At 68.7% G+C, this 15036-nt stretch carries 12 protein-coding genes; 8 read left to right on the top strand and 4 right to left on the bottom strand.

The window, feature by feature from the left end:
* Nucleotides 1-252 precede the first annotated feature (252 nt).
* From G6R20_RS11815 to G6R20_RS11835, 5 genes are all read left to right on the top strand, one after another.
* Complete coding sequence (locus tag G6R20_RS11815) at nt 253-864, top strand: heme-copper oxidase subunit III (protein WP_067713706.1); 612 nt, start codon at nt 253-255, stop codon at nt 862-864.
* Between the two features lie 56 nt (nt 865-920).
* Nucleotides 921-1805: a cytochrome c gene (locus G6R20_RS11820; RefSeq protein ID WP_096905664.1), complete on the top strand. Its 885-nt coding sequence runs from the start codon at nt 921-923 to the stop codon at nt 1803-1805.
* Nucleotides 1802-2992 (top strand): ubiquinol-cytochrome c reductase iron-sulfur subunit, encoded by a 1191-nt coding sequence (locus G6R20_RS11825; protein ID WP_154830749.1) that lies wholly within the window; start codon nt 1802-1804, stop codon nt 2990-2992. Before G6R20_RS11820 ends, G6R20_RS11825 begins: the two co-directional genes overlap by 4 nt.
* The gene (locus tag G6R20_RS11830; RefSeq protein ID WP_120285795.1) at nt 2989-4611 is read left to right on the top strand and encodes a cytochrome bc complex cytochrome b subunit; all 1623 of its coding nucleotides are present in this window, start codon (nt 2989-2991) and stop codon (nt 4609-4611) included. Before G6R20_RS11825 ends, G6R20_RS11830 begins: the two co-directional genes overlap by 4 nt.
* Nucleotides 4612-4706: 95 nt before the next feature.
* Nucleotides 4707-7172: an AAA family ATPase gene (locus tag G6R20_RS11835; protein WP_240341429.1), complete on the top strand. Its 2466-nt coding sequence runs from the start codon at nt 4707-4709 to the stop codon at nt 7170-7172.
* 34 nt (nt 7173-7206) lie between these two features.
* Here the strand turns inward: G6R20_RS11835 and G6R20_RS11840 are convergent, their stop codons facing one another.
* Complete coding sequence (locus G6R20_RS11840; protein ID WP_163376518.1) at nt 7207-8775, bottom strand: FAD-binding protein; 1569 nt, start codon at nt 8773-8775, stop codon at nt 7207-7209.
* Nucleotides 8776-8910: 135 nt separating this feature from the next.
* Between G6R20_RS11840 and G6R20_RS11845 the strand changes: the two genes are divergently transcribed.
* Complete coding sequence (locus G6R20_RS11845) at nt 8911-9435, top strand: DUF3253 domain-containing protein (RefSeq protein WP_240341430.1); 525 nt, start codon at nt 8911-8913, stop codon at nt 9433-9435.
* Between the two features lie 148 nt (nt 9436-9583).
* Nucleotides 9584-10741 carry an acyl-CoA dehydrogenase family protein gene (locus G6R20_RS11850; RefSeq protein ID WP_067713690.1) on the top strand — a complete coding sequence of 386 codons (1158 nt, stop codon included), beginning with the start codon at nt 9584-9586 and terminating at the stop codon, nt 10739-10741.
* A gap of 85 nt (nt 10742-10826) precedes the next feature.
* Here the strand turns inward: G6R20_RS11850 and G6R20_RS11855 are convergent, their stop codons facing one another.
* The gene (locus G6R20_RS11855; protein WP_205475848.1) at nt 10827-11399 is read right to left on the bottom strand and encodes a DUF6512 family protein; all 573 of its coding nucleotides are present in this window, start codon (nt 11397-11399) and stop codon (nt 10827-10829) included.
* A 142-nt stretch (nt 11400-11541) separates the two neighbouring features.
* Between G6R20_RS11855 and G6R20_RS11860 the strand changes: the two genes are divergently transcribed.
* Nucleotides 11542-13188, top strand: a complete 1647-nt coding sequence (locus G6R20_RS11860; RefSeq protein ID WP_163376519.1) for an HNH endonuclease signature motif containing protein — start codon at nt 11542-11544, stop codon at nt 13186-13188.
* 101 nt (nt 13189-13289) lie between these two features.
* Here G6R20_RS11860 and G6R20_RS11865 read toward each other — a convergent pair whose 3' ends face one another.
* Nucleotides 13290-13706 carry a cytochrome c oxidase subunit 4 gene (locus G6R20_RS11865; RefSeq protein WP_067714151.1) on the bottom strand — a complete coding sequence of 139 codons (417 nt, stop codon included), beginning with the start codon at nt 13704-13706 and terminating at the stop codon, nt 13290-13292.
* Nucleotides 13707-13742: 36 nt separating this feature from the next.
* Nucleotides 13743-14810 carry a cytochrome c oxidase subunit II gene (locus G6R20_RS11870; RefSeq protein WP_119192995.1) on the bottom strand — a complete coding sequence of 356 codons (1068 nt, stop codon included), beginning with the start codon at nt 14808-14810 and terminating at the stop codon, nt 13743-13745.
* Nucleotides 14811-15036 lie beyond the last annotated feature (226 nt).

A 15036-nucleotide genomic window follows, 5' to 3' on the forward strand; every position in this document is an offset into this window, starting at 1 on the left:
CCCACAGGGCGCCGCCCGCACGTCGTCAATCGTGCCACTGTTCCGACCCGGCCCGTGCGCTGACACCCTGCACTCCGGCGGCGGCGAGCGGCCGGTGCTCGCCTGAGAGTGCCCTGATAGCCCCTGCAAGGGGGACCAATACCGACCCTTGCCCTGAGAGTTTCCGAAGCGACCTGCGGAAACGCTGGACAGACACGCCGATTTCGGGGGTCCGTGCAGACTCGTCCCTCCTCAGGGGTCATACTTGGCCACGTGACGAGCGCAGTAGATAACTCAGGATCGGCCATGGCCCAGCGTGTTCATTCGCTGAATCGGCCGAACATGGTCAGTGTGGGCACCATTGTCTGGCTGTCCCAGGAGCTGATGTTCTTCGCGGGCCTGTTCGCGATGTACTTCGTCTCCAAGGCGAACTCGGGAGGTGACTGGCCTTCCTATCCCGTACACCTCAATGTGCCGTACGCCCTGACGATCACCGTCATCCTGGTGGCGTCGTCGTTCACCTGCCAGATGGGCGTCTTCGCCGCCGAGCAGGGTGACGTCTTCGGACTCCGCAGGTGGTACATGATCTCCGCCTTGATGGGAACAGTGTTCCTCATCGGACAGACGTACGAGTACGTGATGCTCTACCTCGAGGGCGTCACGATCTCGTCGAGCGTCTACGGGTCGGTATTCTTCATTACCACCGGTTTCCATGGGCTTCACGTGTTGGCGGGCGTCCTGGCGTTCGTCGTACTGGTCATGCGGACCACGATGTCGCGATTCACGCCGGCGCAGGCCACAGCCGCCATCGTCGTGTCGTATTACTGGCACTTTGTCGACGTGGTCTGGATCGGACTTTTCGTCACCATCTACTTCATTCAGTAGTCAGCTGGCCGCAGGACGCTGTGTCCAGCGGGTCCCAACTCCAAAGGGAACTCACAATGAACTCTCCTCTCCCACCCGCTGCCGATACGCCGTCGCCGGACCCCGTTGTGGCTCCAGCGCGCCCAGTGTCCACGAAGCGTCGCCGGAAGGCAGTCGGCGCGCTAGTCATCGCGGGCGGCCTCGTCGGGGCGGGCGCTGTCGCCACGGCTGTCATTCCCGAGCCACAGGTCGCGACGGCTCAACAGGACCAGGCCGCGCTCATCGCCGACGGAAAGCAGCTCTACGAGGTCTCCTGTGTCACCTGCCACGGGATAAATCTCCAAGGCGTCAAGGACCGCGGTCCATCCTTGGTCGGCACGGGCGCGGGAGCGACGTACTTCCAGGTGAACTCCGGCCGCATGCCGGCGGCGGACAACGAGGCCCAGGCGGAGCGCAAGAAGCCCCGCTACAGCGAGCACCAGATCATCGCGCTCGCAGCGTATGTCGACCTCTACGGTGGCGGCCCCGAGGTCGTCACCGACCCGGACGGCACCATCGCCCAGGAGTCGCTGCGCGGTGCCTCCGGTCAGGCCCGCGCCGAGGAGATCGCACGCGGTTCAGAGCTCTTCCGCCTCAACTGTGCGTCCTGCCACAACTTCACCGGTCGCGGCGGCGCTCTGTCGTCGGGCAAATACGCCCCCACTCTCGACCCTGCCAATGAGCAGGAGATCTACCAGGCCATGCTCACCGGACCCCAGAACATGCCCAAATTCTCGGACCGTCAACTCACCCCTGACGAGAAGAAGGACATCATCGCGTTCGTCAAGGACTCGGATTCCAAGGTCTCGCCCGGAGGCTACGGCCTCGGCGGCCTCGGTCCCGTGACCGAGGGTGTGGCCATGTGGCTTGTCGGCATCGTCGCCCTCATCGGCGCGACCCTGTGGATCGGATCCCGTTCATGAGTGAGACCCCGAAGAACCCGTCCCCTGCGGATCTCGACCGGATGAGCGATGCCGAGCTCGTGCGCATGGGCACCGAACTCGACGAGGTCGACGTCCGGTTCCGCGAGGCCCGTTTCCCGGAGGGCACCACCACCCGCGCCGAGAAGCGCGCGGCGCTGACCGTCACCACCTGGTTCGCGCTGTCGGCACTGTTCGGCCTCGCCTTCGCCGTCGTCTACATCTTCTGGCCGTGGGAGTACCGCGGCGAGGGTGAGGACGGCTACTGGTTGTACATGACCTACACGCCACTGCTCGGCCTGACGATCGGGCTGTCGATCCTGTTCCTGGGCTTCGGCGCGGTGCAGTTCACCAAGAAGTTCATCCCCGAGGAGATCTCGGTCCAGACCCGCCACGACGGCGCCTCGGACGATCTCGACCGGCGCACCTTCGTCGCCGAGCTCAACGACTCGTGGAAGACCTCCACCCTCGGCCGCCGCAAGGTCATGGGCGGCTTCCTCGGCGCGGGTGTGGGGCTCATCGGCCTCTCCGCGATCCTGCCGCTCGGCGGCATGATCAAGAACCCGTGGAAGCGCGGGGAGATGACCCTCGCCGGTGACGGCACGCTGCACACCACCGGGTGGACCCTGGCGTCCGACACCCGTCCCGACGGCCTCCCGCCGGAGAAGGTCTACCTCGGCCGCGACACCGGCAAGGTCTACCCCGACGGGCACCCGCCGGCCGGCGAGGGTCGCCTCGAGCGCATCCGTGTGGACGACCTGTCCGCCGGTGGCCTCGAGTCCGTCTTCCCCCTCCCCGCCAGCGCCCTGGGCAACTTCGAGGAGCACATGCACTCGATCCACGGTTCGCGCAACTCGGTCATGTTGATCCGTTTCCGTCCCGAGGACGCGGCCCGCGTGACCAAGCGCAAGGGCCAGGAGAACTTCAACTACGGCGACCTGTACGCCTACTCGAAGATCTGCACCCACCTCGGCTGCCCCACGTCGCTGTACGAGCAGCAGACCCATCGATTCCTCTGCCCGTGCCACCAGTCGCAGTTCGACGCGCTCGAGTACGCGAAGCCGATCTTCGGCCCCGCCGCCCGTGCACTGCCGCAGCTGCCCATCGCCGTCGACAGCGAGGGTTACCTCGTCGCCAACGGTGACTTCATCGAGCCGGTCGGACCTGCCTTCTGGGAGCGTCGTTCATGAGCAACAACACGAGACTCGCGGCACTGGGCGATGGCCTGGACTCGCGGTACACCATGTCCAAGGGCCTGCGCCGGCAGATCAACAAGGTCTTCCCGACGCACTGGTCCTTCCTGCTGGGCGAGATCGCCCTGTACAGCTTCATCATCCTGTTGATCTCGGGTGTCTACCTCACCCTGTTCTTCGACCCGTCCCTGTCGAAGGTGATCTACCAGGGTGCCTACGCACCGCTCAACGGCATCGAGATCTCCCGTGCCTACGAGACGGCGTTGAACATCTCGTTCGAGGTCCGTGGCGGACTCTTCGTGCGCCAGATCCACCACTGGGCGGCGCTGCTGTTCGTCGCCTCGATGGTCGTCCACATGATCCGCATCTTCTTCACCGGCGCGTTCCGTCGCCCGCGTGAGGCCAACTGGGTCATCGGTTGTGTGCTGCTGCTCCTGGGCATCGTCGAGGGCTTCCTCGGCTACGGCCTGCCGGACGACGTCCTCTCGGGCACCGGCCTCCGGATCACCTCGAGCATCATCGTCGGCCTGCCGGTCATCGGCACCTGGATGCACTGGATGATCTTCGGCGGGGACTTCCCCGGCGAGCTGATGATCCCGCGCTTCTACGTCCTGCACGTGCTGATCATCCCCGCGATCATCCTCGCGCTGATCGCCGCTCACCTGGCGCTGGTCTGGTACCAGAAGCACACGCAGTTCCCCGGGCCCGGCCGCACGGAGAACAATGTCGTCGGTGTCCGGATCCTCCCGGTCTTCGCCGTGAAGTCGATCGCCTTCGGCGCCATCACCGTCGGCATGCTCATGCTCTTCTCGGGCCTGTTCACGATCAACGCGATATGGAACCTCGGGCCATACAACCCGTCGCACATCTCGGCGGGCTCGCAGCCGGACTGGTACATGCTGTGGACAGAGGGCGGCGCGCGAGTGATGCCGGCCTGGGAGCTCTACCTCGGCCCGTACACCGTGACCGCCACGACCTGGGTGGCCGTCATGCTGGGCGCCATGGTCGCGCTGATGTTCGCGTACCCGTGGATCGAGTCGAAGCTCACCGGCGAGAAGGGGCATCACAACCTGCTGCAGCGTCCGCGCGACGTGCCGGTCCGCACCGCGGCGGGCATGATGGCGATCACGTTCTACGTAATCCTGGTGCTCATGGGTGCCAACGACCTCATCGCGTACCACTTCTCGATCTCGCTCAACGCGACGACGTGGGCGGGTCGAATCGGCCTGATCGTCCTGCCGCCGCTGGTGTACTTCGCCACCTACCGCCTGTGCCTGGGTCTCCAGCGCGCGGACCGCGAGGTGTTGGAGCACGGCATCGAGACCGGCATCATCATGCGGATGCCGCAGGGCGAGTTCATCGAGGTGCACCAGCCGCTCGGCGAGATGGACGAGCACGGCCACGCCGTTCCGCTCGCCTACGCCGGCGCGAAGGTCCCCACCAAGATGAACCAGCTCGGTGTGGCCGGCCGTCCCCCGCGGGGCGCACTCAAGGCCGACCCGGTCGAGGAGGCCCGTCTGCTCGAGGACGCCGACCACGACAAGCACCACCGCGAGCACTCGATGCTCACCACGTTGCAGGAGGAGAACCGGACTCGTCGCCACGACGGGCACTGATTCCCCGACAGCACCCGACCGCGGGCCGGATCTCCACCTGGAGGTCCGGCCCGCGGTCGTCGGAAGCCAGCCGTCGCGGCCGAGGGGAGGCACAGATGAGCGACGATCGGATGCCGGTGGGCCCCGGACGCGGAGGACTCGTGCTCACCGACGAGGTCGACCGCGCACTCGACCTTCTGCACTCGGGACACGATCTCTTTCTCACCGGTAGGGCCGGAACCGGAAAGTCGACCCTGATCCGCCGGTTCCTCGCCGAGACCGACCACCCCGCCCTCGTCGCCGCGCCCACCGGGATCGCAGCCCTCACCGTGGGCGGCTACACCATCCACCGGCTGTTCGGCTTCCACCCCGACCACACGGTCGACCACGTGCGCAGCAGCGCCTACCGTCCCGGGCGATTCACCCAGGCCCTCGCCGGCGCCCACACGCTCGTCATCGACGAGGTGTCGATGTTGCGGGCCGACGTCTTCGACATGGTCGCCATCGCGCTCGAGAGGTTCGGCCCGGACCCGACGATGCCGTTCGGGGGCGTCCGGCTCGTCCTCGTCGGCGACCTCTTCCAGCTACCGCCGGTGGTGACCGCGTCCGAGAGATCGTCCTTCGAGGCGACCTACCCGACGCCGTACTTCTTCTCCGCCGAGCGCTACCACCCCGAGCACTTCCCCACCGTCGACCTCACCCATGTCTTCCGGCAGTCCGGTGATCCCGACCTCACCGCGATCCTCAACTCGATCCGCGAGGGCGCTCTCGTCGGCCCGGCGCGCGAACGGCTCAACTCCCGCACCGACCCGGACTTCGATCCGCCGGACGACGAGTTCTGGCTGACGCTCACCACCACCAATCGCAGGGCCGCGAGCCACAACCAACGCCGCCTCGATCGGCTGTCCGGGTCGGAACTGGCGATGGAGGCGACGCTCACCGGCGATCTCACCGGGTTCGAGCTCCCCACCCGGGAGGTGCTGGGGTTCAAGGTCGGCGCGCAGGTCATGATGCTCACCAATGACCCGGCGGACCGTTGGGTGAACGGATCCATCGGACGAGTGCTCGATGTGACCCTCGGGCGACGGGGCGACCGCGGAGAGCGAGGACCCGTCGTCGTCGTCGCATTCACCGGCGGTGAGGTCGCCGAGGTCGCGCTCCACACCTGGGACGTCACCCGACCGGTGACGGACGGCGGCGGTATGCGACACGAGGTGGTCGGGTCCTTCACCCAGTTCCCGTTCACCCTCGCCTGGGCGGTGACCATCCACAAGAGCCAGGGACAGACCCTGGACAGGGTCGTCGTGGACCTCGGCGGCGGCACGTTCGTGGCGGGGCAGCTCTACGTGGCGTTGAGCCGCTGCCGGTCCCTGGAAGGCCTCGTCCTCACCCGGCCGGTGCTGCCCGTGGACCTCAAGACGGACCGGCGGATCATCCGGTTCCTGCGGGCGCCGGACGGTGGGCTCTCGGCCCGCCGCTACTGCGCTGTCGCGGTGGTGTCCGTCGGCGAGGACGGACCCCGGTCCCGGCCCCGGCCGGTGGAGCTCGCCATCGCCTTCCCCGACGGCACCGCGGTGACGACGCTGGTCAATCCCCAGCGCGACCTGGCCCGGGCGCGGACGGACTACGGCATCACCGTCTCCGATGTCCTTCTCGCCCCCACGCTCCTCGAGGCGTGGTCGATGGTCGCCCCACTGGTGGACGGGTACACCCCGGTGGGCGTGGACCTCGACGTCACTCTCGGTCGACTGGACGCCGAGTTCGCGCGCCTGGGAGGCACGGTGCCGTTGCCGGTCGGGGTCGACATCCCCACCGACGCCCTCACCCCGGGTGAGCGGGCACGTGGCCGCTCCGGATCGGCCCTCGCGCGTGCGCGGGTGGCGCTCGAGGCCCACGGGCGGCTGCACCTCGATGACGCGGCGGCCGGCACGTTCGACGCCGACCTCGTCGACGAGGCCGCGGTCGGCTACCTGCTCAGCCGCGACGCCGACGTCCGCCCACCGACCTCCGAGGTACTCCCCCAACTGTCGGCGATGCTCGGTATCAGCGCCGAGGTCGGGGCCGCTCTGTTGGGGCGCCCCCGCCGCGGTGGGCGCCCGGGGGCCGGGGCCGACGACGACGACGACGACGACGACGAGATCGTCACCCCGGGCGACCGCGATCTCCGGGCAGGCGCGCGCGGACTCGTCGCCGGGCAGATCCGACGCGCCGCGCAGCGGGTGCCGATGACCGCCGACGTGCTGGAGCGGCTCCGGCTGGCCTCCGAGATCGTGCACTCGGACCTGACGCCGGGGCTGGAGGCTCCGCCGGAGGCGGGCGCGGCGGACGTCCTGCGGCCCGGGACGCGGGTGTGTTTCTCCGGCAGCGCCCTGGACCGCAGCGGCGTCCTCGTGTCCCGGGACGAGATGGAGGCCCTCGCCCTCGGCCGTGGCCTGGTGCCCGTCGGTGCGGTCACCAAGAGTCGCTGCGACGCCCTGGTGGTCGCGGAGCCGGGCAGCCAGTCGACCAAGGCGAGGGCGGCCCACAAGTGGGGCACGCCGGTCATCGCGGCCGCGGACTTCCTCGCATGGGCCGGCCGCTGACCGGGGTGGTTCGTCGCCGGCGCCGGCACCGTGCTCAGGGAGCGATCGGGAGGGCCTGTCCGGCCATGTCGGCCACCGCCCGGTACGCCATGGTCATCCCGGACCCCAGGGGCACACCCGGACCCGGGTAGGCCTCACCGGAGACCGACGCGGACGAGTTGCCGGCGGCGTAGAGACCCGGGATGGGGCGCCCGTCCGCGTCGAGCGCGGCGCCGTTCGCGTCGATGACCGCACCGCCCTTGGTGCCGAGGTCGCCGAGGACGAGTCGGACGGCGTGGAGCTGGTCGCCGCCGACGGGCCGCAGGCACTGATCGGCCGTGGCGGCACCGAGGAAGAACCGCCCGTACGGGTCCTCGCCGCGGGCGAAGTCGGCGTCGCGCCCCTGTTCGGCGAAGCCGTTGAACCGGTCCACGCTCTCGCGCAACGCGGCGGGATCGAGCCCGGTGGCCTCGGCCAGTTCCTCGACGGATCCCGCGGTGTGCCACAGGCCGGCCCCGCGCAACGCGTCGGGCTCGGGTGCGGGGATACAGATCGCCGGGTAGCCGCCGGCCTCGGCGTCGTCGAACACCAACCAGAACTCGTCACCGGCCCCGTCGGCCATGCGGGCGTGCATCTTGCGCCCCATCTGGTCGTACGGCAGCAGTTCGTTGGCGAATCGCCGGCCGGTGCCATCGACGATGATCCCGGAGCGGAAGCCCAGGGTGAACGCGGCGTGCCCGTTGGGGAACAGCGTGGCGGGGCACCACCAGGACTGGTCGAGCAGGTCCAGCTCCGCGCCGACCTGCTCGAACATGCGGACGGCGTCGCCCGAGCCCGTGGCGGGGTGGGACGAGGACCAGTCGGCGGTGGGCATGTCCTGCCAGCGGCGGCGGAGGTCCGCCGACCGTTCGAAACCGCCGGCGGCGACCAGTACCCCACGGCGTGCGCCCAGCACCTGCAGGCCGGAGAGACCGTTCACGACCACCCCGACGACACGTCCGTCGTCGTCGCGGACCAGTTCCTCGGCCGCGGTGTTCAGTCGGGTCTCCGCGGTGTCCATCGAGTCGAGTGCGAGCACGAGTCGCGCCACCCAGGCCCTGCCGCCCTCGAGCTTGGTGGTGTCGTCGTCCGCGCCGAACTGGTCGGCCGGAACCGGCGGACGGATGTCGGTCGCCCGGTCGCCGACCTCCTCGCCCTTGATGGGCTTGGGGTAGATGCTCCGGCCCAGTTCCTGGCGCCCCGGGGCGTCGAAGTAGTCGGGGAAGGCCTGGAAGCGGGTCGGGATGCCCAGCTCGTCCTGAAGGAATTCGACGACCTGCGGCCCGGTGTTGAGGAACGCGTCCTGGACGTCGGCGGCGGTGCGGTCCCCCACCACGGCGCGGAAGTAGGTGCGCCCCCGCTCGACGGAGTCCTCGACCCCGTCCCGGGCGAGGACGGAGTTGCCCGGGAGCCACACGGCGCCGCCGGAGTAGGCGGAGGTCCCGCCGAAGCGGTCGGTCTTCTCGATCAGGCAGGTCGACAGACCCCGGGCCGCGGCGGTCGCGGCACCGAAGAGGGCTGCCACCCCCGACCCCACGACCACCACGTCGAATTCCGCGTCGAATGTGTTGTCCTGCGCCGTCACGGCAGCCCCTCGTCGTCATACAGCTCCGGTGGAACACGTTCCAGTTCCTGTCGTGACCCTAACACCGGCCCGGTGTGCGACACCCTCGATCGGCGATCGGTGGGGAACGAGGGGGAGGCGGTGCAGGATCTGGGTGTGACCGATCGAAACGACAGCACCGGCGCCGGCGTGGAGCACACCGAGGACGGTCGACACATCGTGGTCGGGGGCCGGCGGTGGCGCGCGACGGATCCGTCCATCCCCGAGAAGCTCCGCTCGGAGCTCGTCCGGGCACTGATGACCGGTCGCCGGCTGGTCAAGACCGAAGGCGATGCCGCCCGGGTGATGGTGCACGACGCCAAGGTCGCGCTCGGAGAGCGCGGCGACCCGTGGTGGGAACCCACCCGGGAGGGGACACGCGACCGCCTGGCCGCGACGATCAGGACGCTCCTGCGCTCGCGCGGCCAGGGGTCGATCTGCCCGTCGGACGCGGCCCGGGTGGCGGGTGGGGACCATTGGCGCGACCTCATGCCCGTCGCCCGGGAGGTCGCGTTCGACCTACGCGAGGAGGGCGTGGTGGCGGTGACCCAGCGTGGCGAACGGGTCACCGGACGTGAGGTGACCGGGCCGATCAGGCTGATCGCCGACGACGGCCTGGAATTCACTCCGCCGACGAGGTGACGTCGCGGCCTCGGACGGGTCGGCGGGCGGGTGAGAGAGTTCGAATTCTTGTAGGCTACTCACCAGTAGGAGTACACCAACCTGACGCTCCGCTCCCCTCAACGGTGGCCTGCCACCGGAGCAGACCGTCCAACGGAAAGGCACGCACTTGCGCCGCACTGTGTTCAACGAAGACCACGAGGCCTTCCGCCAGACCCTCCGTGACTTCATCGAGTCCGAGGTGACCCCCCACTTCCAGGAGTGGTTCGAGGCCGGCATCGTCCCGCGTGAGTTCTACTACAAGCTCGCCGACCTCGGCCTGTTCGGCATCAACGTCGACGAGGAGTACGGCGGCGCGGGGATCAATTCCCACAAGTTCGAGGCCATCCAGTCCGAGGAGACCGCCCGCGCCGGCGTGAACTTCGGCGGCTCGGGTGTCCACGTACTGCTCGGGCTCCCCTACATCAAGGCCCTGGCGACCGAGGAGCAGAAGCAGCGCTACCTGCCCAAGTTCGTCTCCGGCGAGGAGATGTGGGCGCTGGCGATGACCGAGCCCGGCACCGGGTCCGACCTGGCCGGCATGAAGAGCACCGCCAAACTCTCGGCTGACGGCACCCACTACGTCCTCAACGGTGCCAAGACGTTCATCACCGGCGGCGTCCACGCCGACCGCGTGATCGTGGCCTGCCGTACCGCTCCCCCGCGTGAGGACGACCGCCGCTTCGGCATCTCGCTGCTCGCCGTCGACACCAAGCTCGAGGGCTACGCGGTGGGCCGCAAGCTCGACAAAGTCGGACTCAAGACCTCCGACACGGCCGAGCTGTCCTTCACCGACGTCAAGGTCCCGGTCGAGGACCTGCTCGGCGAAGAGAACCGCGGCTTCTACTACCTCGGGCAGAACCTGCCGTCCGAGCGCTGGGGCATCGCCTACGGTGCGTATGCCCAGGCCGCGGCCGCCGTGCGGTTCGCCAAGGAGTACACGCAGCAGCGCACGGTCTTCGGCAAGGAGGTGGCCTCGTTCCAGAACACCAAGTTCGAGCTGGCCGCGTGCCAGGCCAAGGTCGACGCCGCGCAGGCCGTCGCGGACCGCGCCCTCGAGGCGCTGGACGAGGGCGAGCTCACCGCCGCCGAGGCGGCCTCGGCCAAGCTGTTCTGCACCGAGGTCGCCGCCGAGGTCATCGACCGTTGCCTCCAGCTGCACGGCGGCTACGGCTTCATGAACGAGTATCCGATCGCCCGCCTGTACTCGGACAACCGCGTCAACCGCATCTACGGTGGCACCAACGAGGTCATGAAGTCCATCATCGCCAAGGACATGGGCCTGTAGGTCCCACGACCCCCCTGGCTCCGTCGGGCCCCGTCCGCTCCCCGCGGACGGGGCCCGAGGCGTCCGACGGGTTGCGCCACGCCCGTCAGCCCTCGGGGGCGGCCTCGTAGTCGGCGTGCCCCTCGACCCCGTATCTGTATGTGATGGGGTCGATGAAGACGTCGGGCTCGGCGGGGGGCCTCAGGGTGAACGCCACGTAGGCGGCGACGATGCCCGCCAGGTAGAAGACCGAGAGGACGACGACGAGGACGTCCGCCTCCAGTCCGTTGAGCAGACTCACGAAGATCGCCTGGGCGAGCGCGATACACAGGCCGAACACGGCGATGTCCACCCACAGCACATTGCGACCTGCGACCGCCTTGTAGGCGAAGACCACCCCGATCATCGTCACCGGGATCGAATAGAGGGCGACAGTGGCTGCGGGCACGAAGGACGGCTGCGAGGCGCCCCCGAGCACGAAGAGGGCCGCGTACAGCACCATGGTCGGCCAGGCGGCGATCTTGATGTGCTCCCAGTAGCTCTCGTTGACCGCGGCGAACACGGCCACGACCCGGTGGTGCCCGCTCCAGTCGTAGGCGAAGTGGAGCACAGAGCCGACGACGATCAGCGGGATGACCGCCCACCAACTCACCGAGACGACGGCATCCGTGTCCAACACGGTCTCATCCTCCCACCGACCGGCGCAGTCCGCCGGTCTTCCCAGGTCAGAGACGTGTGTCGGACCTGCTTGCTAGTGTTTCCCCAATCGAACACACAGGCGAATCAGGGTCGTGCGGTCAACCGCCGGCAAGGGGGTGCACATGCGGGAGACGACCACCGGGGATGATGCCGGAGCGGTGGCCGGCAGTCCCGCCGTCACCGCCGCCAGCTCCGCGGCCCTGGCCGCGTTGCACGCCGAGAACCGCGCGGCCGCCGCCCGACTGCGCGCCTGCCACGACCTGTGGGCCACCTGCCGCGAGGAACAGGAACTGCGCGACATCGCCGCCGGCTACGGCCCCGGCCTGGACCAACGCCCCGAACACGCCGTCATCGACCCACTGACCATCGCCACAAGTGAGATCGTCGCCACCTACGGCGTCCACCACAACCGCGCCCGCAGCCTGCTCACCCTGGCCATCACCCTGGTCACCAAGTTCCCCTCCCTCGTCGAGGCCATGGACACCGGCCGCCTCGACGAAGCCACCGCCACCCTGCTCGCACGCCACATGCGCACCGTGGACTCCCTGCACCGCGACGCCGTCCACCGCGAGGTCATCGACTGGCTCCTGGCCGCCCTCGCCGCCGGCAGGCGCCCCGGACGCGACGCGATCCTGGCCCACACCGACCGCATCATCGCCGCCCACGACCCCGACGGCGTACGCCAGCGCCGCACCACCGCGGTCCGCGAACGCCGCATCACCCTGCGCCGCGGCCCAGACGGCATGGCCGACCTCACCGCCCACCTCACCGCCACCGAAGCCTTCGCCATCCACACCCTGCTACAGACCAGGGCCACCGAACAACGCCACCGCGACACCCGCACCCGCGTCGAGACCACCCGCCGCCACGGCGCCGACACCCTCGACACCGACAACATCCGCAGCATGGACGAACTACGCGCCGACGCCCTCGTCACCGCCATCCTCGGCCACCCCGGCACCGGCCCCGACAGCAGCACAGGCGAAGGCACGGGTACGAGCGCGGGTGCGGGTGCGGGTGCGGGTCACCGCCCGCCGGCCACCCAGATCCGCCCCACCATCACCGTGCTCGCACCCCCCGGCCCCGACGGCGAACCCGAGGTCTACCTCCCCCGAGGCGGCCCGGCCACCATCGACGCCCTCATCGGACTACTCACCCGCAGCACCGGCGCCACCATCACCGTGCCCGACACCGCACCCGGSGCCGCAGACACCCCCCACCACGCCCACCGCTAYCGCATCAGCGACCGACTGGCCCACCGCATCCGCCTACGCGACGGCACCTGCCGCCACCCCGGCTGCTCCGTCCCCGCCGACGCCTGCGACATCGACCACGTCCGCCCCTTCAACCACACAGATCCCACCCGTGGCGGACTGACCATCGAGAACAACCTCGCCGCCATGTGCCGCAACCACCACCGCTTCAAGACCTTCCACGGCTGGCACTACAAACTCGCCCCCGACGGCACCCTGACCGTCACCACCGACACCGGGCACACCCTCACCACCCACCCCGACGGACCCCTCGCACGCTGGCGCCACCACACCACCGACACCGACATCAGGGCTGCGACCGACACCAGGGCCGGGGCCGACACCGGCGCCGACATCCCACCTCCACGCCGCCCCTGGCTCAACCCCGGACCACAAAGCACCCACTGGTACCGACGCGCCCTACGCCTGGCCGCCGAACGCAAAGCCAACACCATGGCCCCACCACCAGACACCCCACCCGACCACCACCACGACCCCGACCCACCACCCTTCTGACCGGCGCGCGGCGAGCCCGGGCCGACACCCTGGTGGCGACAGCACAAAGGCCCGGTGTCGCAGCGTGCGACACCGGGCCCCGGTGGAAGACGGTCAGACGGTCAGTGCTTCTCGCGACCCCAGTGGTACTCGAAGACCAGGCCGCAGGCGGTGATGACCAGCGCGACGGCGCCGCCGATGAGCACCCACCAGTTCCAGAAGGCCGCTCCGTAGCCGATGATGAAGACCGAGAAGGCCACCAGCACGGGCCAGTAGCTGTGCGGGCTGAAGAAGCCGAGCTCGCCGGCGCCGTCGGAGACCTCGGCCTCCTCGAAGTCCTCGGGCAGGGTGCTGATGCGCCGCGCCACGAAGCGGAGGTAACCACCGATCAGCAGGCTCAGGCCGGCCGAGAGCACGAAGGCCGTGGCGCCGACCCACTCGACGCCCGTCCGAGACGTACCGGTGAGGTAGGCGTACGCGATACCCATGACGGCCAGGAAGATAAACAGGGCGTCGAAAATTCGTACTGTTGCGTTCATCGTTCAGGAATCCTTCGCGTGATACCGGGAGAACCGTCAGTTGCCCGACGCGGTCTCGATGATGTTGTTCTGGTCACGGGTATCGCTGCGTCCGGTCTTGAACGGTGCGGTGGAGGTCGAGTACGGGTCCTGGCCGATCGACTCCAGCGCCTCCGCGTTGGACGCGGTCGGGTTGTCCTGACGGAACTGGATGTACTGGGCGAAGGCCTCCGGCGATACCGCGCGCAGCTCGAAGTTCATCATCGCGTGGTAGACACCGCACATCTCGGCACAGCGTCCGACGAACGCACCCTCGCGATCGATCTCCTCGATCTGGAACATGCTCAACTGCTGGTTCTTACCCGGGTGCGGCATGACGTCGCGCTTGAAGATGAACTCGGGGATCCAGAACGAGTGGACCACGTCGGCCGACGCGAGGCGGAACTCGATGCGCGTGTCGGTCGGCAGAACCAGGACCGGAACCTCCTCGGAGGTACCGACGGTCTCGATGTTGTTGTAGTGGAGGTACGACTTGTCCTCGGCGAGACGACCGTGGATCGGGCCGCCGGCCGCCGGCTCACCCTGCTGACCCAGGGCCTCACGGACCTCGTCGGAGAGCACACCGGCCTCCTCGGCCGCGCGCTGCGCCTCGACGTTGGTGCCGTCCTCGATGCTGGCCCCCGCGACGTCGACCTTGTTGTAGCCGAACTTCCAGTTCCACTGGTAGGCGGTGACGTCGACCTTGACGCCGACCTCCTCCTGCGGACGGAGATCGAGCACCTTGTTCTGCGTGACCACGGTGAAGTAGAAGAGCACGGAGATGATCACGAACGGCGCAGCCGTGTAGATCAGCTCCAGGGGCACGTTGTACGCCGTCTGGCGCGGGAACTCGCCGTCGTCGTTCTTCCGCTTGCGGTGGAACGCCATCGACCAGAAGATCAGGCCCCACACGAAGAAGCCGACGATGAGCGACGTGATGACTGTGCCCGTCCAGAACTCGCGGACCGCGACGCCCTCCGGGGTGATCCCGGTCGGGAAGCCGAAGTTCATCGTCTGGTTCCACCACTTGTTGTCGGTTTGGAGGCTACAACCGGACAACAGCAAGCCCAATGTGCCGAGAGACATCGCGAGTGTCGCCCTGCGCGTCCGACGACGCCCGTCACGCTGTTCCACCATCACGCCTTCCTGATCAGCGGCACCGACCACGTGGCCGGGACACCTTAAAAGAGTAGACCACGGCTCTCAGAATGGAAGCCGCGGGTCCGGCAATTCACCCGCCCGCTCCCCCACGCCGTCGGCGGGGGGCCGGAGGGGTTCCGCCGACCAGTAGTATTCGATCGCGTCGCGACCC

The organism is Dietzia sp. Alg238-R159, assembly GCF_900537145.1.
Classification (GTDB): domain Bacteria; phylum Actinomycetota; class Actinomycetes; order Mycobacteriales; family Mycobacteriaceae; genus Dietzia; species Dietzia kunjamensis.

Excerpts from the sequence above, each read along its gene's own strand:
- G6R20_RS11820 (WP_096905664.1), top strand. The coding sequence starts at position 921 with ATGAACTCTCCTCTCCCACCCGCTGCCGATACGCCGTCGCCGGACCCC.
- G6R20_RS11825 (WP_154830749.1), top strand. The coding sequence starts at position 1,802 with ATGAGTGAGACCCCGAAGAACCCGTCCCCTGCGGATCTCGACCGGATG.
- G6R20_RS11830 (WP_120285795.1), top strand. The coding sequence starts at position 2,989 with ATGAGCAACAACACGAGACTCGCGGCACTGGGCGATGGCCTGGACTCG.
- G6R20_RS11835 (WP_240341429.1), top strand. The coding sequence starts at position 4,707 with ATGAGCGACGATCGGATGCCGGTGGGCCCCGGACGCGGAGGACTCGTG.
- G6R20_RS11865 (WP_067714151.1), bottom strand. The coding sequence starts at position 13,706 with ATGAACGCAACAGTACGAATTTTCGACGCCCTGTTTATCTTCCTGGCC.
- G6R20_RS11870 (WP_119192995.1), bottom strand. The coding sequence starts at position 14,810 with ATGTCTCTCGGCACATTGGGCTTGCTGTTGTCCGGTTGTAGCCTCCAA.